19 protein-coding genes are annotated in these 20,843 nt (G+C 69.7%); 5 read left to right on the top strand and 14 right to left on the bottom strand.

Annotated elements, in window-relative coordinates; translation table 11 throughout:
• Nucleotides 1-26: 26 nt before the first annotated feature.
• From GZ67_RS0114485 to GZ67_RS0114450, 8 genes are all read right to left on the bottom strand, one after another.
• Nucleotides 27-842 (bottom strand): hypothetical protein, encoded by an 816-nt coding sequence (locus GZ67_RS0114485; RefSeq protein WP_036303542.1) that lies wholly within the window; start codon nucleotides 840-842, stop codon nucleotides 27-29.
• Between the two features lie 121 nt (nucleotides 843-963).
• Complete coding sequence (locus tag GZ67_RS0114480; RefSeq protein WP_029262304.1) at nucleotides 964-2,778, bottom strand: ABC transporter ATP-binding protein; 1,815 nt, start codon at nucleotides 2,776-2,778, stop codon at nucleotides 964-966.
• Nucleotides 2,775-4,706, bottom strand: coding sequence for an ABC transporter ATP-binding protein (locus tag GZ67_RS0114475; RefSeq protein ID WP_029262303.1), 1,932 nt, complete (start codon nucleotides 4,704-4,706; stop codon nucleotides 2,775-2,777). The genes GZ67_RS0114480 and GZ67_RS0114475 overlap by 4 nt, the downstream gene beginning before the upstream one ends.
• A 361-nt stretch (nucleotides 4,707-5,067) precedes the next feature.
• On the bottom strand, nucleotides 5,068-5,565 hold the full coding sequence (locus tag GZ67_RS0114470; RefSeq protein ID WP_029262302.1) for a methylated-DNA--[protein]-cysteine S-methyltransferase: 498 nt from the start codon (nucleotides 5,563-5,565) through the stop codon (nucleotides 5,068-5,070).
• Complete coding sequence (locus GZ67_RS0114465; protein WP_036303540.1) at nucleotides 5,562-7,082, bottom strand: DNA-3-methyladenine glycosylase 2 family protein; 1,521 nt, start codon at nucleotides 7,080-7,082, stop codon at nucleotides 5,562-5,564. The genes GZ67_RS0114470 and GZ67_RS0114465 overlap by 4 nt, the downstream gene beginning before the upstream one ends.
• 181 nt (nucleotides 7,083-7,263) lie before the next feature.
• Nucleotides 7,264-8,871, bottom strand: a complete 1,608-nt coding sequence (gene purH, locus GZ67_RS0114460) for a bifunctional phosphoribosylaminoimidazolecarboxamide formyltransferase/IMP cyclohydrolase (RefSeq protein ID WP_029262300.1) — start codon at nucleotides 8,869-8,871, stop codon at nucleotides 7,264-7,266.
• A gap of 34 nt (nucleotides 8,872-8,905) precedes the next feature.
• Entirely contained in the window at nucleotides 8,906-9,493 is a 588-nt protein-coding gene (gene purN, locus GZ67_RS0114455) for a phosphoribosylglycinamide formyltransferase (RefSeq protein WP_029262299.1), read from the bottom strand.
• Between the two features lie 66 nt (nucleotides 9,494-9,559).
• Complete coding sequence (locus tag GZ67_RS0114450) at nucleotides 9,560-10,951, bottom strand: cell division protein PerM (protein WP_029262298.1); 1,392 nt, start codon at nucleotides 10,949-10,951, stop codon at nucleotides 9,560-9,562.
• Nucleotides 10,952-11,041: 90 nt separating this feature from the next.
• Here GZ67_RS0114450 and GZ67_RS0114445 point away from each other — a divergent pair, with 90 nt between their 5' ends.
• The gene (locus GZ67_RS0114445; protein WP_029262297.1) at nucleotides 11,042-12,517 is read left to right on the top strand and encodes an NCS2 family permease; all 1,476 of its coding nucleotides are present in this window, start codon (nucleotides 11,042-11,044) and stop codon (nucleotides 12,515-12,517) included.
• 53 nt (nucleotides 12,518-12,570) lie between these two features.
• Here GZ67_RS0114445 and GZ67_RS0114440 read toward each other — a convergent pair whose 3' ends face one another.
• Nucleotides 12,571-12,978, bottom strand: a complete 408-nt coding sequence (locus tag GZ67_RS0114440) for a VOC family protein (RefSeq protein ID WP_331280463.1) — start codon at nucleotides 12,976-12,978, stop codon at nucleotides 12,571-12,573.
• Nucleotides 12,979-13,049: 71 nt separating this feature from the next.
• On the opposite strand from GZ67_RS0114440, the gene GZ67_RS0114435 reads away from it, so the two are divergent.
• Nucleotides 13,050-13,628: a TetR/AcrR family transcriptional regulator gene (locus GZ67_RS0114435; RefSeq protein ID WP_029262295.1), complete on the top strand. Its 579-nt coding sequence runs from the start codon at nucleotides 13,050-13,052 to the stop codon at nucleotides 13,626-13,628.
• 79 nt (nucleotides 13,629-13,707) lie between these two features.
• Here GZ67_RS0114435 and sucD read toward each other — a convergent pair whose 3' ends face one another.
• The 3 genes from sucD to GZ67_RS0114420 form a co-directional block, all read right to left on the bottom strand.
• Nucleotides 13,708-14,610 carry a succinate--CoA ligase subunit alpha gene (sucD, locus tag GZ67_RS0114430; protein ID WP_029262294.1) on the bottom strand — a complete coding sequence of 301 codons (903 nt, stop codon included), beginning with the start codon at nucleotides 14,608-14,610 and terminating at the stop codon, nucleotides 13,708-13,710.
• Nucleotides 14,611-14,628: 18 nt separating this feature from the next.
• Nucleotides 14,629-15,795, bottom strand: a complete 1,167-nt coding sequence (sucC, locus tag GZ67_RS0114425; protein WP_029262293.1) for an ADP-forming succinate--CoA ligase subunit beta — start codon at nucleotides 15,793-15,795, stop codon at nucleotides 14,629-14,631.
• A 113-nt stretch (nucleotides 15,796-15,908) separates the two neighbouring features.
• A complete protein-coding gene (locus GZ67_RS0114420; RefSeq protein WP_105711583.1) occupies nucleotides 15,909-16,262 on the bottom strand; it encodes a DUF2510 domain-containing protein in 354 nt (117 codons plus the stop codon).
• 59 nt (nucleotides 16,263-16,321) lie between these two features.
• Here GZ67_RS0114420 and GZ67_RS0114415 point away from each other — a divergent pair, with 59 nt between their 5' ends.
• Together GZ67_RS0114415 and GZ67_RS0114410 are read left to right on the top strand one after the other, a co-directional pair.
• Nucleotides 16,322-16,981 carry a TetR/AcrR family transcriptional regulator gene (locus GZ67_RS0114415; RefSeq protein WP_029262291.1) on the top strand — a complete coding sequence of 220 codons (660 nt, stop codon included), beginning with the start codon at nucleotides 16,322-16,324 and terminating at the stop codon, nucleotides 16,979-16,981.
• A gap of 63 nt (nucleotides 16,982-17,044) precedes the next feature.
• Nucleotides 17,045-18,280, top strand: coding sequence for an acyl-CoA dehydrogenase family protein (locus GZ67_RS0114410; protein ID WP_029262290.1), 1,236 nt, complete (start codon nucleotides 17,045-17,047; stop codon nucleotides 18,278-18,280).
• A 33-nt stretch (nucleotides 18,281-18,313) separates the two neighbouring features.
• Here GZ67_RS0114410 and GZ67_RS0114405 read toward each other — a convergent pair whose 3' ends face one another.
• Nucleotides 18,314-18,892: a GNAT family N-acetyltransferase gene (locus GZ67_RS0114405; RefSeq protein ID WP_081860013.1), complete on the bottom strand. Its 579-nt coding sequence runs from the start codon at nucleotides 18,890-18,892 to the stop codon at nucleotides 18,314-18,316.
• Entirely contained in the window at nucleotides 18,838-19,326 is a 489-nt protein-coding gene (locus GZ67_RS20595) for a hypothetical protein (RefSeq protein ID WP_029262288.1), read from the bottom strand. The genes GZ67_RS0114405 and GZ67_RS20595 overlap by 55 nt, the downstream gene beginning before the upstream one ends.
• A gap of 64 nt (nucleotides 19,327-19,390) precedes the next feature.
• Here GZ67_RS20595 and GZ67_RS0114395 point away from each other — a divergent pair, with 64 nt between their 5' ends.
• Nucleotides 19,391-20,842: a phytoene desaturase family protein gene (locus GZ67_RS0114395; RefSeq protein WP_029262287.1), complete on the top strand. Its 1,452-nt coding sequence runs from the start codon at nucleotides 19,391-19,393 to the stop codon at nucleotides 20,840-20,842.
• Nucleotide 20,843 lies beyond the last annotated feature (1 nt).

Genomic DNA, 20,843 nt, shown 5'->3' with positions numbered 1-20,843 from the left:
GCCTGACGCGCTTCGCCGGGCGGCCGTCAGGGGCGGTCGTCCGGCTTGCCGGGCTTCTTCCGGTTGGTCCAGGCGGCGATGGCGGATGCCGCCGCACCGGCAGCACGGTCGATCGCCTCGGCGGAACGGCTGAGCATGTCCTGGGCCGCGTCCTGCCACGCCGCGTTCGGCGGGGCCTCGCCGGCCTGGACCCTCGCCGCGTGCTCGGCGGCCTCGAAGGCGCGCTCGAGCTCGGCGACCGCGTCTCGGTAGGCCGCGAAGTCGGCGGGTGTGGTCTTGCCGGAGACCGCGCGCCGCATCTCGGCCGCGTGTCCGGCTGCCCGCAGGTACGCCGCCGTGGCGGGGAGCTTGACATCGGTCATCGCGGGATAGGCGATCTGGAGCGCGGGGTCGGTCTCGTACCGCATCCACCGGACCGTCACGGCGTCGTGCGTGGCATGCAGCCGTTCCACGGGGCCGGGCTCGGAGGACGCCGGTATCGCCGCGCGTGCGGCGTTCAGACGCACCTGCCGGGCGCGCACGTCGGCCGAGGCCGCCTTGGCGTCGCGCTCCCGTTCCTTGAGCATGCGCCGCGCTCCGGCCACCTGTTCCGCTGTCGCGCGTTGCGCTGCGCGCTCCGCGGTCACGCGAGCCAGATCGGCACGGGCGATCTTCAGGGCGATGCGTCGCTCGGACGCGATCCGCTGCGCCGTCCTGAGGTCGTGGCGCGCCGCATCGACCTCGAGCCGACGCCCGCTCATCGTGCTGCTCCTGCGACGCAGACCGATCGCACCGGCCGTTCCCGCAGCGACGGCGGTCGGCGCGATCCACCACCACTCGGCGGCGAGCAGCAAGGGGTCCATGATTCGATGCTACCCAGGCGCGGCGACGGACGGATCCCCCGTGCCGCACTCCCGAAGCCGATCCCCACCTCTGCGAGCACGGGGAGGTCCCGCGCCCGCAGAGCTGAGGTGATCGGCATCATCAGACCAGTGTCTCCTGCCAAGCCGCATGCAGCTGGGCGAACTTGCCGGTACCGCCGATGAGCGCGGCCGGAGTGTCGTCCTCGATGATCTGCCCGTGCTCCATCACCAGCACCCGGTCCGCGATCGCGACCGTCGACAAGCGGTGCGCGATGATGATCGCGGTGCGGTCCTTGAGCAGGGTCTGCAGCGCATCCTGGATCAACCGCTCCGACGGGATGTCGAGCGATGCCGTGGCCTCGTCGAGAATCAGCACCGCGGGGTCCGCGAGGAACGCCCTGGCGAACGAGATGAGCTGGCGCTGACCGGCCGAGACCCGTCCACCGCGCTTGTTCACGTCGGTGCCGTAGCCGTCGGGCAGCGACGAGATGAACTCGTCCGCTCCCACCGCACGCGCGGCGGCCCTGATCTCGTCGAGCGACGCATCCGGCTTGCCGAGGGCGATGTTGTCCGCGACGGTGCCACTGAACAGGTAGGCCTCCTGCGTGACCATGACGATCGCGCGGCGGAGGTCCTTCGGGTGCAGCGAGCGGAGGTCGACGTCGTCGAGAGTGACCCGCCCCTGGGAGGGGTCGTAGAACCGCGAGATGAGCTTGGCCAGCGTGGACTTGCCCGCACCGGTCGTGCCCACCAGGGCGATCGTCTCACCGGCGGGGATGTCGAGCGAGAAGTTCGGGAGGATCGTCTTCTCGCCGTTGTAGCCGAAGGTCACCTCGTCGAACCGGATGTGGCCGCGGGATTCCCACAGGTCGACCGGCTTCTCGGGATCCGGAACGGTCGGCACCTCTTCGAGCACGCCCGACACCTTCTCCAGCGCGGCCGTGGCCGACTGGTAGGAGTTCAGGAACATCGCGATCTCCTGCATCGGAGCGAAGAAGTTGCGCACGTAGAGGACCGCCGACAGCAGCACACCCACGGTGAGCGCGCCCTCGGACACGCGGATGCCGCCCCACAGCACGACGATGCCGAGCACCAGCGCGGCGACGCCCATGAGACCGGGCTCGAACGTGCCGAACAGCAGCATCGAGCGGCGGTTCACATCGCGGTACTCTCCCGCGATCTCCTGGAACGCCTTGTCGTTGCGGGGCTCCTTGCGGAACGCCTTGACGGCGCGGATTCCGGTCATCGTCTCGACGAACTGGACGATCACCTTCGCGCTGATCACACGCGACTCGCGATAGACCAGCTGCGAGCGCGAGTAGAACCACTTCATCAGGAAGAACAGCGGGACGCCGCCGATCGCGAGGATCAGGCCGGACTGCCAGTCCCAGAAGCACAGGGCGATGAAGGTGAAGAGTCCGAAGAGCACGCCCGAGACGAGCTCGTTCAGACCTCCGTCGAGGAGCTCCTTGATGGAATCGAGGTCACTCGTCTGGCGCGAGATGATGCGACCCGACGTGTACGACTCGTGGAACTCCAGGCTCAGGCGCTGGGTGTGCAGGAAGATCCGCTTGCGCAGATCGAGCAGCACGGCCTGCGTCAGCTTGGCGGCGATGATGACGTACCAGGCGATCATCACGGCGGCCAGGATGCCGGCGGCCAAGTAGATGCCGCCGATCATGAAGGTCGGCATCCAGTCGGCCTGGTCGATGGCTGCAGGCAACGCACGGTCGAGGCCGATGCTGATCAGGATGGGACCGGCGACCTGCAGAGCGGTCGAGATGATCAGTACCGCGGCGGCCAGCACGATCTGCGGCTTCAGCGGGCGCACCAGCGATCCGAGCAGCCGGAGAGACCGACGACGGATCTCCCTGCTCTCCTCGCGGGTGTACTCGGAACGATCCTCGTCCTGGGTTCCGGTGATGGCGGAGCTCATCGCTGCACCTCCTTCTCGGTGATCGGGTCTTCGTCGGCGGCCTCGGCTCTGCGGCCGTCACGGACCTCGGCTTCGACCTCGAGCTGTTCGTCGCGGATGATCGGGATCGCCCCGGTCCGCGCCGCCTCTTCGGCCTCCAGGCTGGAGATCACGTGGCGGTAGTGCCGGCTCGTCTTCAGCAGCTCGGAGTGGGTGCCCACCGCGGTCACGCGGCCGGCTTCGAGCAGCGCGACGCGGTCGGCGAGCGCGACGGTCGAGGGACGGTGCGCCACGATCAGAGCCGTCGTCTCGGCGAGAACATGCCGCAGCGCCTCTTCGACGAGCGCCTCGGTGTCGACGTCGAGCGCCGAGAGCGGGTCGTCGAGCACGAGCACCTTCGGCGCCGCCGCCACCGCGCGGGCGAGGGCGAGCCGCTGACGCTGCCCACCGGAGAGGCTGAGCCCCTCCTCGCCGATCACGGTCTCGACGCCGTCGGGCAGCGAGTCCACGAACGACGCCTGCGCGACGTCGAGCGCTTCCCGGAGCACGCGCTCCCCCTCTTCGCTGTGCACGTCGAGGTCGGCACGGCCGAGCAACACGTTCTCGCGCACGGTCGCCGAGAACAGCGTCGCGTCTTCGAACGCCATCGCGATGTGCTGACGCAGTTCGGACAGCGGAAGATCGCGCACGTCGACGCCGTCGAGCGTGACCTTGCCGCCCGTCACGTCATACAGGCGGGTGGGCAGCGTCGTGAGCGTGGTCTTGCCGCTGCCGGTGAGACCGACCAGCGCCATGGTCTCGCCGGGGCGGAGGACCAGATCGATGCCGTCGAGCAGATCGCGCTCGTTCGCACCGGCGTCCTGATACCGGAAGTGGGCGTTCACGAACGCGAGCTCGCCGCGCGGGTTCTCGATGTGCACGGGGTTCTCCGGGTCCGTGATGGTGTTGGTCTCGGAGAAGATGTCGAACACGCGGTCCGTCGCCGTGCGGGCGTCGAGCATGAACGAGAACAGGAAGCCGATCGACTCGATCGGCCAGCGGAGCACCACTGCCATCGCGAAGAACGCGAACAGCTGCGCCTCGTCGATCTGCCCCTGCGAGATCAGCCAGATGCCCGACATCAGGCTGAGGCCGAACGCGATCTGCGGCATCATGTCGAGCCAGAACCAGATCGACGCGATCGCACCGGCCTTGCTCATCTCGGTCTCGCGCAGCGTCTCGGCCTGGCGGCTGAAGCGGCTGAGCGCGTGCTTGCCGCGGCCGAAAGCCTTCAGCACGCGGATGCCGTGCACGCTCTCCTCGACGCTGGTCGCGAGGTCGCCGGCCTGGTCCTGGCTGCGGCGGGTGAGCGCGCCGTAGCGCTTCTCGAAGAGGTAGCCGCGGATCCACAGCGGGATCGCCGTGACCAGGAAGATCGTGCCGAGCAGCCAGTGCCAGCGGAACAGCAGCACCGATCCGATGATGATGGTGAGCACGTTGACGACGAGCAGCACGAGCCCGAAGGCCAGCCAGCGGCGGATGAGGCCGATGTCCTGCATCATGCGGCTGAGCAGCTGACCGGAGCCCCACCTGTCGTGGAAGGACACCGGCAGCGTCTGCAGGCGCGAATACAGCTCGGTGCGCATCTTGTACTCGACCTCGGTCGAGGGGTTGAGCACGAACTGACGACGCAGCCAGACCATCAGCGCCTCGCCGAGGCCCAGCGCGAAGACGGCGAGGGCACCCCAGACGATCGCGGTGAAGTTACCGGAGCGGACCGGTCCGCTGATGATCTGCTCGAGGACGATCGGGATCATCAGGGCGATGATGGCCGCGATGAGCGCGCTGGCAGCACCGCCGGCGAGCCGCCAGATGACGGGCTTCACGAACGGCTTCAGCCGCCACAGTGCGGCCGGAGTGGAAAGGGTGGACGAAGGCGAGGGATTCTGCGCGGAAGGCGAGGAAGACATGTCTCTCAGACGAGTTTCGTATGGAATGCGGTTGCGGAAGGGGACGGATGCGAGAGCGGACTCACAGAGTCCGGCATCCGGTGCAGAAGGGGCGGAGTGGCTCTAGGAGAGCGGGCGCGCCGGGGTCGAGCCGAGAGCTGCGATCCGCGCGGTGGCGATCGTGGTCATGGTGTCCTCCTCAGGGCTCGGCTGTGTCGTCCGGTCGGCGCGACAGCCCACCAGCCTATTGCTGTGAACCAGCTGAACACAAGACGCATTCCCGATTTGTTCGGCGTCTTTCGCGGCAATCCGTGATCAGCCCGCCTTCCGGCACGCCGACGCCGCACCGCCGGGGGTGGGCAGCGCGGCGAGGAGAGGACGTTCAGGCGGCGATGCTCTCGCGCGCGAGCAGGCTCTCCTTCACGTCGAGACCCCAGGCGAAGCCGCCGAGGCTGCCGTCGGTGCGCAGCACGCGGTGACACGGCACGAACAGCGCCGGGGCGTTCCGCGCGCAGATCGAGGCAGCCGCGCGCACGGCGTTCGGGTTGCCGAGCCGCGCCGCGAAGCCGGTGTAGGTGAGCGGGGCGCCGGGTTCGATCGCCCGCAGCGCCGACCATCCGGCGAGCTGCAGCACGGTGCCCGACTGCTTCACCGTGACCGTGTCGATCGCGGACAGGTCGCCCGCGTAGAAGGCCAGTGCGGCGTCCCCAGCGTCTGTCTCCGCCTCGCGGAGCTCCTCGGGGCGGTTCGCCGGAGACAGTCGCTCAAGGATCGCCTCGACGTCGGAGGTCCACCCCGACGACAGCACCCGCTGGCGCTCGTCGGCGAGGATCGTGAAGGCCCCGTCCGGGGTCTCGATGGTCTGGATGAGAGCGGTCATGAGGTCTCCTTCGATGTCGTGTCAGCTGTGGTGGCAGCGCGGGCGGTGGATGCCGCGCGCCGGGGCCCTGCCGGTCGCACCGGGGCGGCGCGCCAGAGATGCGCGCTCAGGTAGCTGCGCCAGGGGGCGGTGCGTTCCGCCCAGGCGGTGAGCGGTCGCGCCTCTCCCGGGAGTCCGGAGGCCGCGGCTCCTGCCCGCAGCGCGACGTCGCCGGGGAGCAGGATGTCGGGGTCGCCGAGCACACGCATGCGCACGTAGTCGGCCGTCCAGGGGCCGATCCCCGGCATCGCGAGGAGAGCTTCGCGCTGCTCGATACCGTCGTCACCGACCGTGAGCGTCAACGAGCCGTCGGCGAGGGCCGCGGCGGCACCCGTGATCGCACGGATACGGGCGGCGGGTCCGCGGAGCACCTCGGCGCCGTGCTCGGCGATCGCGGGCATCGTGGGGAAGAGCAGCCCCTGCGCGGTGCGCTCCCCCAGCGCCTCGGTGAGCGCGATGAGGGCCGTGCGGGCGGCGACCACCGTGATCTGCTGCCCGACCATGGCGCGGATCAGCATCTCGTGCGGGTCGGCGGAGCCGGGAACCCGCATGCCGGGCGTGCGGGCGACGAGCGGGGCGAGCTCGGGGTGCGCGGAGAGCGCTTCGTCGATCGCCAGCGGATCGGCGTCGAGGTCGAAGATGCGGCGCACGGTAGCCACCAGCGGCGCCAGATCGCCGAGGCGCGCGACTCGAGCCCGCAGGTGCAGGCGTTCCGACGCATCCTGACTCACCTCGAACCAGGCGGGACCGCCGGCCATCCGCAGATGCCGGGAGAAAGACGACGCTGTGGTCTCTTCGACCCCGGGTACGGCGCGTGCCGCCATCCAGGTGAAGATGCCGCTCGCGTCGAGCGGACCGCGGTACGGCAGGACGAGGTCGATGGCGCCGGGAACCGCGGACGCCGGCAGACGTCGACGCGCCCTGAGCTCGCCGGGGGCGAGGCCGAAGACCTCGCGGATCGTGTCGTTGCACTGGCGGATGCTGGCGAAGCCGGCCGAGAACGCCACATCGGAGATCGGCATGTCGGTGCCGACGAGCAGCATCCGCGCCGTGTGCGCACGATGCGCCCTGGCGAGGGCGAGGGGCCCGGCACCGAGTTCGGTCGTCAGCAGACGGGTGAGGTGCCGGCTGGAATACCCGAGACGCGCGGCGAGCCCCGGCACCCCCTCGCGCTCGACGACGCCGTCGGAGATGAGGCGCATGGCCCTGGCCGCGACGTCGCCGCGGATGTCCCACGCCGGAGACCCGGGGGCCGCCTCGGGCAGGCAGCGCTTGCACGCGCGGTATCCGGCTTCGTGTGCGGCCGCGCTCGTCGGATAGAACGTCACGTTCTGCCGTTTGGGTGTGCGAGCAGGGCAGCTCGGACGGCAGTAGATCCCGGTCGAGCGCACGGCCGTCACGAACTGCCCGTCGAAGCGGGTGTCGCGCGCGCTGATGGCACGGTAGCGCTCGTCGAAGTCGATCACGGGGAAGCTCATGCCTCCACCCTGCCACGCACCACCGACCTCGACTGGCGGAAATCGGACATCGCTGTGCGCCTCAAGACCGAACCCCCGAGCTGACACGAAGCCCCGTCACAACGCCGAGACCCCGACCTGCACACGTGGGCAGGCCGGGGTCTCGGCGAGAAGCGGGGGCGTCGGCGCGGACGCCGGCCGCTCAGTGGAAGAAGTGACGCTCTCCGGTGAAGAACATCGTGACGCCGGCCTTGCGAGCCGCGTCCACGACCTCCTCGTCGCGCACCGATCCGCCGGGCTGCACGATCGCGGTGACACCGGCGTCGATCAGCACCTGGGCGCCGTCGGCGAACGGGAAGAAGGCATCCGACGAGGCGACCGAACCGGCCGCGCGGTCGCCGGCGCGCTCGACCGCGAGGCGGCACGAGTCGACGCGGTTGACCTGGCCCATGCCGACGCCGACCGTGGCGTTGTCCTTCGCGAGGACAATGGCGTTCGACTTGACGGCGCGGCAGGCCTTCCACGCGAAGATGAGGTTCTCCATCTCCTCGTCGCTCGGACGCTCGCCCGACACGAGCTCCCAGTTCTTGGCGACGGAGCCGATGTCGTCGGGGAAGCGGTCGGCGTCCTGCAGCAGCAGTCCACCCGAGACCAGGCGCACGTCCATGCGCTCCTGCTGCCAGTCCTGCGGGAGCTGCAGCAGTCGCAGGTTCTTCTTCGCCTTGAACACCTCGAGGGCGGCGGGCTCGAACGAGGGCGCGACGATGACCTCGGTGAAGATGTCCTTGAGGTTCTCGGCCATCTTCAGGGTGACCGTGCCGTTCGCGGCGATCACTCCCCCGTAGGCGGAGACCGGGTCGCACTCGTGCGCGCGCAGGTGGGCGCTGGCGATCGGGTCGAGGGCATTCGGGGCGGTCGTGGCGATGCCGCACGGGTTGGCGTGCTTGATGATCGCGACGGCCGGCTTGACCATGTCGTACGCGGCCCGCAGCGCGGCATCCGCGTCGACGTAGTTGTTGTAGGACATCTCCTTGCCCTGCAGCTGCGTGGCCTGGGCGATGCCGTGACCGCCGGCGCGCGTGTAGATCGCGCCGCGCTGGTGCGAGTTCTCGCCGTAGCGGAGGGTCGCGAGGCGCTCGGCCTGGATCGTCAGGTGTGCGGGCAGGTCGCCGGGCTCGGTGAGCGTGCCCTCGGCGAACCACTGCGCCACCGCGGTGTCGTAGGCGGCGGTGTGCGCGAATGCGCGGGCCGCGAGTTCGCGGCGCTGCGCGACGGAGGTGCCGCCGGCGGCCACGGCCTCGACGATCGCGGGGTAGGACTGCGGCGACACGACGATCGCGACGTTGGCGTGGTTCTTGGCCGCGGCGCGCACCATGGCGGGGCCGCCGATGTCGATCTGCTCGACCACGTCGTCGCCGACCGCGCCCGAGGCGACGGTCTCGACGAACGGGTACAGGTTCACCACGACGAGCTCGAACGGCGCGATATCGAGCTCCTCGAGCTGACGCTCGTGCTCCTCGAGGCGCAGGTCTGCCAGCAGACCTCCGTGCACCTTCGGGTGCAGGGTCTTCACCCGACCGTCGAGCATCTCGGCGACGCCGGTGACGGCGGCCACATCGGTCACGGTGAAGCCGGCGTCGCGGATCGTCGCGGCGGTCGACCCGGTCGAGACGATCTCCACGCCGGCATCGGCGAGGGCTGCGGCGAGCACCAACAGGTCGGTCTTGTCGCTCACGGAGACGAGCGCGCGCCGGATCGGCACGGTGTCGCGATCGCGGTAGAGCGTGGGGTCGTGGCGGGGGCCGGCCATGATGGCTCCTTCGTGCGGGGGCGTCGGGTGGGGGTCAGGAAGAAGGCGTGAGGGTGAGCTCGCCAGTGGCGATGCCGCGGACGACGTCGATGAGCAGTCGGCGTTCGACGGGCTTGATGCGCTCGTGCAGGCTATGCTCGGTGTCGCCGTCGAGGACGGGCACGCGCTCCTGGGCGAGGATCGGTCCGGAGTCGACGCCGTCGTCGACGACGATCACGCTGGCGCCGGTCTCGCTGACGCCCGCGGCGAGCGCATCGCGGACGCCGTGCGCTCCGGGGAACTCCGGCAGGTAGGCGGGGTGCGTGTTGATGAGGCGCGGGGAGTACTGCGCGACGAGCGACGGCGGCAGCAGACGCATGAGTCCGGAGAGGACGACGAGATCGGGGTTCCAGACGGCGAGCTGACGGCCGAGCTCTTCCCCCCAGGCCTCACGGCTCTCGTGCTCGTGCCACGGCACGGTGAAACTGGGGATGCCGAACTCCTCGGCGTGGGCCAGCCCGTCGGCTTCGCGGTCGGCACCCACGACGATCACCCTGGCGGGAAAATCGGGATGACGAGCGGCCTCGAGGAGGGCGCGAAGGTTCGAGCCGGTGCCCGAGATGAGAACGGCGACCGTGAGCACGCGCCCAGTCTACCGGGGTGTGCATACTGCTCCCGCCCGGTGTCCGGGGCCGACCGGACCCCGCCGTCAGTCGCGCGGTTCCGCCGGATCACGCGGCGGTGCGAGGAACCCGCGCACGTCATCGAGCGGTGCCGTGTCGTCGGCGGCCGACACGTCTGCGAAGGGCACAGCGGGCGCCGCGCCGGCGACGACGACAGCATTCGGGTCGAGCTCGGTCATCTCGGCGATCCACCGGTCCGTGCGCTCCTCGGCGAGCTCATCACGGTTCCGCGGAGACAGCAGCAGGATGGCCGCACCGACCAGCACCTCCGCACCGAGCGCGAGGGCGAACGGATAGGCAGCCGGTCCGACGACAGCCAGCCGCCCCGGCCCCATCGAGCCGTTCGCGAGGGCGGCTGCGAGCCCGCCGACGCCGGCACTAAGAGCCGCGATGCCGACGGCGATCACCGCACGCTGCAGCATCCCGAGGGGTGTGCCCTCCCACACGAGGCGCGAGCGGACCGCCCAGCCGGCGAACGCACCGGCGGCGATGGGGATGAGCACGACGATCAGCATCCAGATCGAGCTGTTCTCCGGCAGCAGCCCGAACACGGGGATGCCGGGGACGACGCCGAGCTGCGTACCCGCGGGCGACACCGCCGTTCCGGCGCCGACGGCGAAGCCGGGACCGGCGAGCCACGCCGCCGTCCACACGAGCATGGTCGGCAGGTAGGCGAGCTGGGCGAGGGTCATCACCGTCGCGCCGAGCGCGTCGACCCTGGCGGCCTGGAACAGGGCCACGACCTCTCCCCCGCGGAGCAGCGTGGCGACGGCCAGGGCGAGGGCGGACGCGCCGACCACTCCGACGAGGGCGAAGGCGCCGCCGCGCACGATCGCCGCCGGAACGGGCGCCCAGTCCTCGCGGGCGTCGAACCAGTCGTGCAGTCGGTCGAGGATGCCGCCGTCGCCCTCTTCCCACGCGATGCGCACCGCGCCGCAGAGCACACCGACGAGGTAGACCGCGGCGGGGAGGATGATCGCCGGCGCGAACGGCGTCTGCGCGGCGTCGAGTCGTGCCGTCAGCGCGACGCCGGCGGCGATGAGGGTGAACACGGCGGCTCCGGTGAGCGAGCCGAGCAGCCAGGCTCCGGCCTTCGCCGCTCTGCTGCCCGAACGCGCCGCGAAGAGCAGCGTGAACACCAGGAAGGCGAGCGGTGTGATCGACACGACGAAGTTCGCCGCCGCCGGTGGGATCGCGAGTGCGACGAGGAGCGCGTCCGGGATCGTGACCGTCAGCGGAACGCCGTGACCGAACTCCCAGAGCGTCCCGGTGAGCGGCCAGAGGGCTCCCCAGTCGGCCGTGATCCCGAAGGCGACGGTCCAGAGCAGCGTCAACGGCGCCAGGAGCACGACGAGGCCGACCGCCGCGGCGATGGCGGCGTCGAAGGCGGCGAGGAGCGCGACGAGGAGGCGTTGCATAGCGTTTCGAGACTACGACGAGTTGCCGACGAAGCCCTGGGGGCGCGCGTGAGGTCGGCGACACGATAGCGTTTCTCCGGAGGTTTCCCGATGACAACTGCCCCGCCCGCCCCGGCATCCACCGAGCCCAAGAACTCCCTGGACCGCTTCTTCGAGATCAGCAAGCGCGGATCCACGATCGGCACCGAGATCCGAGGGGGTCTGGTGACGTTCGTCACGATGGCCTACATCGTGATCCTGAACCCGATCATCCTCTCCGGCAAGCCCGACGTCGCCGGGAACATGCTCGAGTTCAATGCCGTGGGAGCCGCCACCGCGCTGACCGCCGGTGTGATGACGATCCTGTTCGGACTCGTCACGCGTCTCCCCTTCGGTTTCGCCGCCGGCCTCGGCATCAACGCCTTCGTCGCGTTCTCGGTCGTCGGCCAGGTGACCTGGCCCGAGGCCATGGCGCTCGTGATGATCAACGGTGTCGTCATCGTGCTGCTCGCCGCCACCGGACTTCGGAAGGCGATCTTCGACGCCGTGCCGTTCCAGCTGAAGATCGCGATCACGGTCGGCATCGGCCTGTTCATCGCCTTCATCGGCTTCGTCAACTCGGGCTTCGTCACCGCGACCGGCGCTTCCTCGCCGCCGGTGGGCCTCGGCGTCAACGGCTCGGTCGCGACCGTGCCGACACTGCTCTTCGTGATCACGCTCCTGCTCACCGGCATCCTCGTCGCCCTCAAGATCAAGGGCGGCATGCTGATCGGCCTCATCGGCGGCACCGTGCTCGCGGTGATCGTCGAGGCCATCTGGCACATCGGAGCCCGTGGCTTCGACGACGAGGGCAACGTGGTCAACCCGGGCGGATGGGGACTCACCGTCCCGGCGCTGAACGGCTCCCCCGTGGGCATCCCCGACCTCAGCCTGATCGGCGCAGTCGACTTCAGCTTCGACCTGAGCAAGGTCAGCCTCGTGGCGATCGTGATGATCGTCTTCACGCTGCTGTTCACGAACTTCTTCGACGCCATGGGCACCATGACCGGTCTCGCGAAGGAGGCCAACCTGGCCGACGACAACGGCGACTTCCCGCGCATCAAGTCCGCGCTGGTCGTCGAGGGTGTCGGTGCGATCGCCGGTGGGGCGACCTCGTCGTCGTCCAGCACGGTCTTCATCGAGTCGGGTGCGGGCATCGGCGAGGGCGCGCGCACGGGACTCGCGAACGTCGTGACCGGCGTCGTGTTCCTGATCGCGATGTTCCTGACCCCGCTCACCTCGATCGTCCCGACCGAGATCGCCGCGGCCGCGCTGATCATCGTCGGAGCCATGATGATGGCGCAGATCCGCTACATCGACTTCAGCGACTTCCGCGTGCTGCTGCCGGTGTTCCTCACCGTCTCGGTCATGCCGCTGACCTACTCGATCGCGAACGGCATCGGCGCGGGCTTCGTGAGCTGGGTGCTCATCCACGCCTTCTCCGGTAAGGCCAAGACCATCAGCCCGCTGCTGTGGGTCGTCGGCGCCGGCTTCCTGATCTTCTTCGCGCGAGGGCCCATCGAGGCGCTCTTCGGCGTCGGGATCTGACCCGAAGCATCACAAGAGGGGCGGATGCTGCGGCATCCGCCCCTCTGTGGTGTTCAGCCCCCGTAGGCGGCGGCGAACTCCGCGGACGGCTCGATCGGCTCGATCACGTCGATCAGCACACCACCGGGAGCCTCGACGATGAAGTGCCGCTGCCCGAAGGCCTCGTCCCGCAGGGGCAGCCGCTCCGGCAGCCCGCGCTCCCCGACCAGCCGCGCGTGTTCGGCTACGGCATCGGGGACCTCGACGTTGAGCAGCAGTCCGCGCACCGGCTCGCGGAAGCCTTCCGGGATGGTCTCGTGTGTCCGGTCCAGAAGCGCGAGCTCTCCGCCGGCGAAGCGCAGGCTCACGTACCAGTCGGCCTCGAACGTCGTCTCGAAGCCGAGTTCCTCGCGGTAGAACTGCGTGGCAGCGGCGACGTCGTCGACCATCAGCACCGGATAGAAGCTCGTGATCTCCATCATCTCTCCTTTTACGTACAGTGTGTTTGTATCCTTCCGTTAGAATACATACACGCCGCACGTAAAGGAACCCCATGCCCCGAGCATCCGCCGCCGACGCCGCTGAGACCGCACGCCGGATCCTCGATGCCGCGACCGCGCACTTCGCCGAACAGGGATACGCCACCGCGTCCGTCGACGAGATCGCCCAGGCGGCCGGAGTCACCCGCGGCGCCGCGTACCACCACTACTCGTCGAAGCCGCTGCTCTTCGCGGCGGTCGCTGCGGAACAGCAGGAGGTCGTCGCGGGGGCGATCGTGCAGGCCACTGCTGCGGGCGTTCCGGACGCCGCGCTCCGCGACGGCAGCCACGCGTTCCTCGACGCCATCACCCGAGGAGCGGCTTCGCGCATCCTCCTCGTCGACGGCCCGGCCGTGCTCGGCTGGCAGGAATGGCGAAAGCTGGATGCCGATGGGCCCGAGCGGGAACTGCGCCTGGGACTACTCGAAGCCGGGGCCGCCCCCGCCCTCCTCGACGCCCTGACCGCGGCGCTGTCCGGAGCGATGAACGAACTCGCGCTCTGGCTCGCCGCGCACCCGGACGATACCGACGCGCGGACGCAGGCCCACACGGCGCTCGACGACATTCTGGACGCGGTGGCCCCGCGCACCTGACTCGACGGTCCACCAACCGAGGGGATGAAAGAAGGCCCCGGAGTGGAGTCCGGGGCCTTCAGATCAAGCGTAACTCAGATCAGAGCGACTCGATGATCGCGCGCATCAGGTCTGCCGTCTCGGACGGCGTCTTGCCGACCTTGACGCCGGCGGCCTCGAGGGCCTCCTTCTTCGCCTGAGCGGTACCGGCCGAGCCGGAGACGATCGCACCGGCGTGACCCATGGTCTTGCCCTCGGGAGCCGTGAAGCCCGCGACGTAGCCGACGACCGGCTTGGTGACGTGCGCCTTGATGTAGTCGGCCGCGCGCTCCTCGGCGTCGCCGCCGATCTCACCGATCATGACGATGGCCTTGGTCTCAGGGTCGGCCTCGAACGCGGCGAGCGCGTCGATGTGCGTGGTGCCGATGACCGGGTCGCCGCCGATGCCGATGGCGGTCGAGAAGCCCAGGTCGCGCAGCTCGAACATCATCTGGTAGGTCAGGGTGCCCGACTTCGACACGAGGCCGATCGGCCCCTTGCCCGTGATGTTCGCCGGCGTGATGCCGACGAGCGCCTCGCCCGGCGTGATGATGCCGGGGCAGTTCGGGCCGATGATGCGGGTCTTGTTGCCCTTGCTCTGCGCGTAGGCCCAGGCCTCGGCCGAGTCGCCGACGGGGACGCCCTCGGTGATGACGACGAGCAGCGGGATCTCGGCGTCGATGGCCTCGATCATCGCGTCCTTCGTGAAGGCGCCGGGGACGAAGGCGATCGACACGTCGGCGCCGGTCTCCTTCATGGCCTCGGCGACCGAGGCGAAGACGGGCAGCTCGACGGCGTTGCCGTCCTTGTCGGTGTGGGCGACCGTGGTGCCGGCCTTGCGGGCGTTCACGCCACCGACGACCTGGGTGCCGGCCTTGAGCATCAGCGCGGTGTGCTTGGTGCCCTCGCCGCCGGTGATGCCCTGGACGATGACCTTGGAGTCCTTGTTGAGGTAGATCGACATTCTTCTAGTCCTTCAGTCTCAGGCGTTGGCGAGCTCGGCGGCCTTGTCGGCGCCCTCGTCCATCGTGGCGGCCAGGGTCACGAGCGGGTGCGCGTACTCGGCGAGGATCGCGCGACCCTCGTCGACGCGGTTGCCGTCGAGGCGCACGACGAGCGGCTTGGAGGCCGTGGCGCCCAGCGTCTCGAGTGCACCCTTGATGCCGTTGGCGACGGCGTCGCACGCCGTGATGCCACCGAACACGTTGACGAACACGCTCTTGACCTGCGGGTCGCCGAGGATGACGTCGAGGCCCGCGGCCATGACCTCGGCCGAGGCGCCGCCGCCGATGTCGAGGAAGTTGGCCGGCTTCACGCCGTTGTGGTTCTCGCCCGCGTAGGCGACCACATCGAGCGTGGACATGACGAGCCCTGCGCCGTTGCCGATGATGCCGACCTCGCCGTCGAGCTTCACGTAGTTGAGGCCCGACTGCTTGGCCTTGGCCTCGAGCGGGTCTGCGGCGTCCTTGTCCTCGAGCGCCTCGTGCTCCGGGTGACGGATCTCGGAGGCGTTGTCGTCGAGCGTGACCTTGCCGTCGAGCGCGATGATGTCGCCCTCTTCGGTGCGCACCAGCGGGTTGACCTCGACCAGCGTCGCGTCCTCGCCCTTGTAGACGTCGAAGAGCTTGACGAACACGTCGGAGACCTTCTCGACGAGGTCTTCGGGGAAGTTCGCCGCGCGAGCGATCTCGACGGCCTTCTCCTTGTCGATGCCCGTGAGCGGGTTGACCTCGACGCGCGCGAGCGCCTCGGGACGCTCCACCGCGAGCTCCTCGATCTCCATGCCGCCCTCGACCGAGCAGAGGCTCAGGTAGGAGCGGTTGGCGCGGTCGAGCAGCACGGAGAAGTAGAACTCCTCGGCGATGCGCGCGCCCTGCGCGACCATGACGCGCTTGACGACGTGGCCCTTGATGTCGAGGCCGAGAATGGCCTTCGCTGCCTCGTACGCCTCATCGGGCGTCTTGGCGACCTTGACGCCGCCCGCCTTGCCACGGCCGCCGGTCTTGACCTGAGCCTTGACGACGACCACTCCACCGATCTTCTCGGCGGCCGCCCTCACCTCTTCAGGGGTGTCCGCGACGATGCCGGCGAGGACCGGCACTCCGTACTTTTCGAAAACGTCTCGTGCCTGGTACTCGTACAGATCCACTGTGGTTCCTTCACTGGGCTGCTGTCTGGTAATTCTCTCGATGTCGAGACATCGACCAGTCCCCCAGCCTACTACCTCGGCCTGGACGCTCCTGCGGCCGCGGCATCGCCGGGTCAGCGCAGTGCCGGTACACCGAAGCGCCGCGACGGCAGCGCGACCAGACGGAGCTGGCGCGCGATCACGATCGGGACGCACACCGCCGCTGTGCCGGCCGCCACGATCACGGGGCGGACGGCGACGACCGGCAGCGAGCCCCACAAGGCGATGAGGATGGAGACGACCATCAGGGCGACCAGCACCACCTCTGTCAGGATGAGCTGCCTGCGCACGGACGCCCTGTCCTCGGCGAGCGTGGTCGTCCGCCCTCGCACCGCGATGTGCTCGGTCCAGCGCGAGCCGTCCCACCAGCGCAGGGTGCCGCGTCGCCGGGTCTCGAACCATCCGGCCGCAATTCCGCGCTCACTCACGCTCTCAGTATGACGGCCTCGCCTCGGCGTCTCCGCCCGCCGAGGTCTAGGCTTTCGCCATGCACGAATCCGCAGAACTGCGCACCGGCGTCGTGGCCGCAGCGCTCGAGCTCTTCAGCGCCCAGGGGTTCGACCAGACCTCGGTGGAACAGATCGCCAAGGCCGCCGGTGTCTCGCGCTCGACGTTCTTCCGCCAGTTCGGCGGCAAGGAGGACGTGGTGTTCGCCGACCACGAGGTGCTGCTCGAGCAGCTCAGGGAGTTCCTCGCCGAGGGGCACGACGATCCGTGGGGCGCGGTGTGCGCAGCATCCGAGTCGGTCTTCGCGCACTTCGCGCACGACCCCGAGCTCGCCCGCCGTCGCTACCAGATCGTCCGCGAGGTGCCCGTGCTGCGCGAACGCGAGATCATCACGGTCTTCCGATACGAGAGGTTGTTCGACGAGTACCTGCGCGGTGCGCTTCCCGGCGTCGACCCGCTGGACGCCGTGGGCTTCGCCGCCCTCGTGACCGCCGTGCACAACCACGTGCTGCGCCAGCTGCTGCGGGGGCGCAAGAAAGTGCCGCTGTCTACCCTGCAGACGGCACTGGCCGATGTGCGCCGCCGCTACGGTGTGGCGGGCGAAGCCGCCACCGCCCCGGACGACATGGTCGTCGCGGTGTTCCCACGTTCGATGCCGATCGCCGAGGTGTCCCGCCGCCTGCAGTCGGAGCTCGACTAGCCGCGTCAGGGTCGTGGAACCGAGTATCGAGGAGTACGATACTCAGGTCCACGAAGGAGCCCCATGAGCACTGCAGCCACCCCGTTCCCCGGCGAACGGGTCTCGTCGTACGACATCACCGCGCGTCAGGACAGCGACTACTACGCCGCTTTCACCGACATCCCCGCAGCCGATCGCGAGGCGTGGGACCGGGCGAAGTCCTACGTCGACGAGGTCGCCCCGCAGATGGCGGACGCCTGGGACCGCGCGGAGTACCCGCTCGAGGCCGCGCGCCGGATGGGCGAGATGGATCTCGTCGTCGATGGCGTCCAGCACCCCGCTCTCACGAGCGTGTCGCCGCTGGCTGCCGGGCTCGTCAACATGGAGATCTCCCGCGGCGACGGCTCGCTGGGCACGATCCTCGCGGTGCAGGGCGGACTCGCCCTGCGCACCCTCGCCCTGTTCGGCTCTCCGGCCCAGCAGGAGAGGTGGCTGACCGCTCTCGCCGACGGCTCGGTCCTCGGCTCCTTCGCCCTGACCGAACCCGACCACGGCTCGGACTCCGTCTCCCTCGAGACCGTCGCCCGCCGCGACGGTGACTCGTGGGTCATCCGCGGCGCGAAGAAGTGGATCGGCAACGGCGCGTCCGGCGGCATCACGTTCGTATGGGCGCGGGTCGACGACGAGGGCGCCGACGAACACGGAGCGGTCCGCTGCTTCCTCGTCGAGCAGGAAACCCCGGGTTATGCGGGCAGCGTGATCCGCGGCAAGGCCTCGCTGCGGGCGATCCACCAGGCCCACATCGTCCTGGATGATGTGCGCGTGCCGCTCGACGCCGTGCTGCCGGGGACGAAGAGCTTCAAGGACGCCTCGACCGTGCTGTACGCGACCCGCTCCGGCGTCGCCTGGTCGGCGCTCGGACACGCGACCGCCTGCTACGAGGCCGCGCTCGCCTACGCGACACAGCGCGTGCAGTTCGGCAAGCCGCTCGCGAAGTTCCAGATGGTGCAGGAGCGCCTCACCCACATGCTCGAAGATCTCACCGCCATGCAGTTGTATTGCCGGCGGATGGCCGATCTCGAGACCGCGGGCGAGCTGCGGCCGACCCAGGCGTCGCTCGCGAAGTTCCACAACACGCGCGCCGCGCGACGCATCGCCTCGACCGCCCGCGACCTGCTCGGCGGCAACGGCATCCTGCTCGAGAACGGCGTCATCCAGCACATGGCCGACATCGAGGCCATCCACACCTACGAGGGCACGGAGAGCGTGCAGGCGCTGCTGCTCGGGCGTGACATCACCGGGATGAGCGCGTTCGCCTGAGATCGCAGCCGGCGAGCGTTCGCCGCGGTCTCGTCAGATCGGGCGCACCAGGCACACGAGCCGCTCCCGGTCATCCCAGGACGGCACGCGCTCGAAGCCGCGCGATTCGTAGAGGCGCAGAGCACCCTGTCGCCAGTCCCAGACGGACAGCCGAACTTCGGTCGCGCCTGATTCGGCCGCCGCGTGCACGGCACTGTCGAGCAACGCCGACCCCACACCGCGGCCGCGGGCTGCGGGAACCGCCCAGAGACGTTTGATCTCCGCGATCCCGTCCCGTTCCGAGAGCACGACCACACCGACGACGCGTTCCTCAAACTGTGCGAGCAGAACCCGATGCCCGGCATACGCGGCGGCCGGGGTCTCCACCTCGCGGCGATAGCGTTCCGGGAGCGGGGCGTCAGGGTCCGGAACGGTCTCTTCCTGCTGGTGCTTCTCGAGCTCGGTCTGCAGCAGATAGGCCCGCACCGCGGAACCGACCTCGATCGCATCGGGCCCGGTCAGATCGGCTACGCGGATCACCGGTCGCTCGAGCGGACGGTGCGCGTCGACGCTCACCGTCAGTCGCAGCCGCAGCCGCCGGACGGGGTCTTCACCATGAAGCACAGGTCGCACACGCCGTAGTCCCGCTCCTCCACCGGCTTGGGTGCCTTCTCGGCACGCGGAGCGGAGACACGAGGAGTCGTGGTGCGCTTGGCAGCGCGAGGCGGGGTCAGCGGGATGAACTCGCTCGGGTGGCTGACGTAGAAGTAGGGCGCGCGACCCTCGCTCGGCTGCAGACGAAGCGGAGTGGACCCGACGACGAGCCGTTCGTCCTCGGTGAAACCGTTCGTGTAGGTGCGTCCGATGTGCAGCGCGGCGCCCTCACCGCGACGGATGGCCTCGATGTAGCGACCACGGTCGATGAACGAGCTGATTCCGATCGTCTGGGTGATCTCCGCGATGAACGCGTGGTTCGACGGGTCGATGCGGTGCGCGCGCAGCGCTTCCTGGAGCGAACGGTATGGACGGGAGGTGCCTGCGGGGGTCGGCCCTTGTACTTCTTTCATTTGTTCCAGGATCGCACGCCGCAACCCCCTCTTTCGACCACTCTGCCCGTGCGAGACTGGCCGCATGGCACGCGCGACGATCATCGGATCCGGACCCAACGGCCTCGCCGCCGGGGTGGCGCTCGCCCGCACCGGCTATGAGGTCCGCGTTCTCGAGGCCGCTGACACGATCGGCGGCGGGCTGCGCACCCGAGAAGGGACGCTTCCGGGCTTCCGCCACGACGTGTGCTCCGCCGTGCATCCGGCAGCGGTGTCCTCGCCGTTCTTCCGCGCCTTCCGGCTCGACGAGCGCATCGAATGGATCCGCCCCGACATCTCGTTCGCCCACCCCCTCGACGGCGGCCGCGCGGCCGTCGCCTGGCGGGACATCGAGCGCACCGCCGCCGCCCTCGGACCCGACCGCGACGCCTGGCTGACCCGCCTGCGTCCGCTCAGCACGCACATCGAAGGGGTGACGGACTTCACGGGCAATCAGCTCCTCCGGATGCCGGCCGACCCCGTCACCGCGGTGCGCTACGCGATCCGGATGCTCGACCAGGGCACCCCTCTCGCCCGCGTCTCGTTCCGGGCCGAGGAGGCCGCCGCCCTGATGTCGGGAGTCGTGGCCCACGCGAACTCCCCGCAGCCGACCCTCGCCGGGGCGGCAGCGGGGCTCCTCCTCGCCGCTCTCGCCCACGCCGGGGGCTGGCCCTACCCGCGCGGCGGGTCGCAGACCATCGCCGATGCACTGGTGGCCGACCTCGAAGCGCACGGGGGAACGGTCGAGACCGGTGCGCGCGTGAACGACCTGAGCACCCTGGACGCGGGCGACCCCTCCCGCGGGGACGTGCTCCTGCTGAACACCTCGCCCCGCCTCGCCCTCACCCACCCCGACGTGCCGGCCGGATATGCCAGAGCGCTCCGCGGCTACCGATACGGCGCCGCCGCGGCCAAGGTGGACTTCGCGCTCGACGGCCCCATCCCGTGGTCGAACCCGGAGGTGCGAAACGCGGTGACCCTGCACCTCGGCGGCACCCGCGAAGAGGTGTGGGCGAGCGAGAACGCCGTGGCCGCGGGTCGTGTGAGCGCGCGCCCCTACGTGCTCGCCGTGCAGCCCTCCGTCTTCGACCCGACGCGCGCGCCCGAGGGCAAGGCCGTCCTGTGGGCGTACATCCATGTGCCGAACGGCTCCGACCTCGATCCCACCGAGCTCATCACGGCGCAGGTGGAGCGCTTTGCGCCGGGCTTCCGGGATCTGATCCTGGCTCATCACGCGGTGCCCGCGTCGTCTCGGGAGGCGATCAACCCCGGGGAGATCGGCGGCGACATCTCCGGTGGCGTGTTCGACATCCGGCAGGCGGTGCGGCGCCCGGTGGTGTCTCCGCTGCCCTGGCGCACCCCGATGCGCGGGGTGTATCTGGCATCGGCGTCGACTCCGCCGGGACCCGCGGTGAGCGGTATGGCCGGCTGGCACGCGGCCCGCACCGTGCTGCACGACGCGGGGATGCCGGCCGGGCTCGACGACGTGTTCGGCTGAC

The sequence above is a fragment of the Microbacterium sp. Cr-K20 genome, from assembly GCF_000708325.1.
Taxonomy (GTDB): Bacteria; Actinomycetota; Actinomycetes; order Actinomycetales; family Microbacteriaceae; genus Microbacterium.
The sequence above is the reverse complement of the archived record's forward strand: the minus strand, read 5'-3'. Positions and strand labels throughout refer to the sequence as shown.

What these genes read in the sequence shown, in the direction of transcription:
- GZ67_RS20595 (WP_029262288.1), bottom strand. Translation starts at nt 19,326, where the DNA reads ATGAAAGAAGTACAAGGGCCGACCCCCGCAGGCACCTCCCGTCCATAC.
- GZ67_RS0114445 (WP_029262297.1), top strand. Translation starts at nt 11,042, where the DNA reads ATGACAACTGCCCCGCCCGCCCCGGCATCCACCGAGCCCAAGAACTCC.
- GZ67_RS0114440 (WP_331280463.1), bottom strand. Translation starts at nt 12,978, where the DNA reads ATGATGGAGATCACGAGCTTCTATCCGGTGCTGATGGTCGACGACGTC.
- GZ67_RS0114470 (WP_029262302.1), bottom strand. Translation starts at nt 5,565, where the DNA reads ATGACCGCTCTCATCCAGACCATCGAGACCCCGGACGGGGCCTTCACG.
- GZ67_RS0114410 (WP_029262290.1), top strand. Translation starts at nt 17,045, where the DNA reads ATGAGCACTGCAGCCACCCCGTTCCCCGGCGAACGGGTCTCGTCGTAC.
- GZ67_RS0114395 (WP_029262287.1), top strand. Translation starts at nt 19,391, where the DNA reads ATGGCACGCGCGACGATCATCGGATCCGGACCCAACGGCCTCGCCGCC.
- GZ67_RS0114480 (WP_029262304.1), bottom strand. Translation starts at nt 2,778, where the DNA reads ATGAGCTCCGCCATCACCGGAACCCAGGACGAGGATCGTTCCGAGTAC.
- GZ67_RS0114435 (WP_029262295.1), top strand. Translation starts at nt 13,050, where the DNA reads ATGCCCCGAGCATCCGCCGCCGACGCCGCTGAGACCGCACGCCGGATC.
- GZ67_RS0114465 (WP_036303540.1), bottom strand. Translation starts at nt 7,082, where the DNA reads ATGAGCTTCCCCGTGATCGACTTCGACGAGCGCTACCGTGCCATCAGC.
- GZ67_RS0114485 (WP_036303542.1), bottom strand. Translation starts at nt 842, where the DNA reads ATGGACCCCTTGCTGCTCGCCGCCGAGTGGTGGTGGATCGCGCCGACC.
- purH (WP_029262300.1), bottom strand. Translation starts at nt 8,871, where the DNA reads ATGGCCGGCCCCCGCCACGACCCCACGCTCTACCGCGATCGCGACACC.
- GZ67_RS0114475 (WP_029262303.1), bottom strand. Translation starts at nt 4,706, where the DNA reads ATGTCTTCCTCGCCTTCCGCGCAGAATCCCTCGCCTTCGTCCACCCTT.
- GZ67_RS0114450 (WP_029262298.1), bottom strand. Translation starts at nt 10,951, where the DNA reads ATGCAACGCCTCCTCGTCGCGCTCCTCGCCGCCTTCGACGCCGCCATC.
- GZ67_RS0114415 (WP_029262291.1), top strand. Translation starts at nt 16,322, where the DNA reads ATGCACGAATCCGCAGAACTGCGCACCGGCGTCGTGGCCGCAGCGCTC.
- sucD (WP_029262294.1), bottom strand. Translation starts at nt 14,610, where the DNA reads ATGTCGATCTACCTCAACAAGGACTCCAAGGTCATCGTCCAGGGCATC.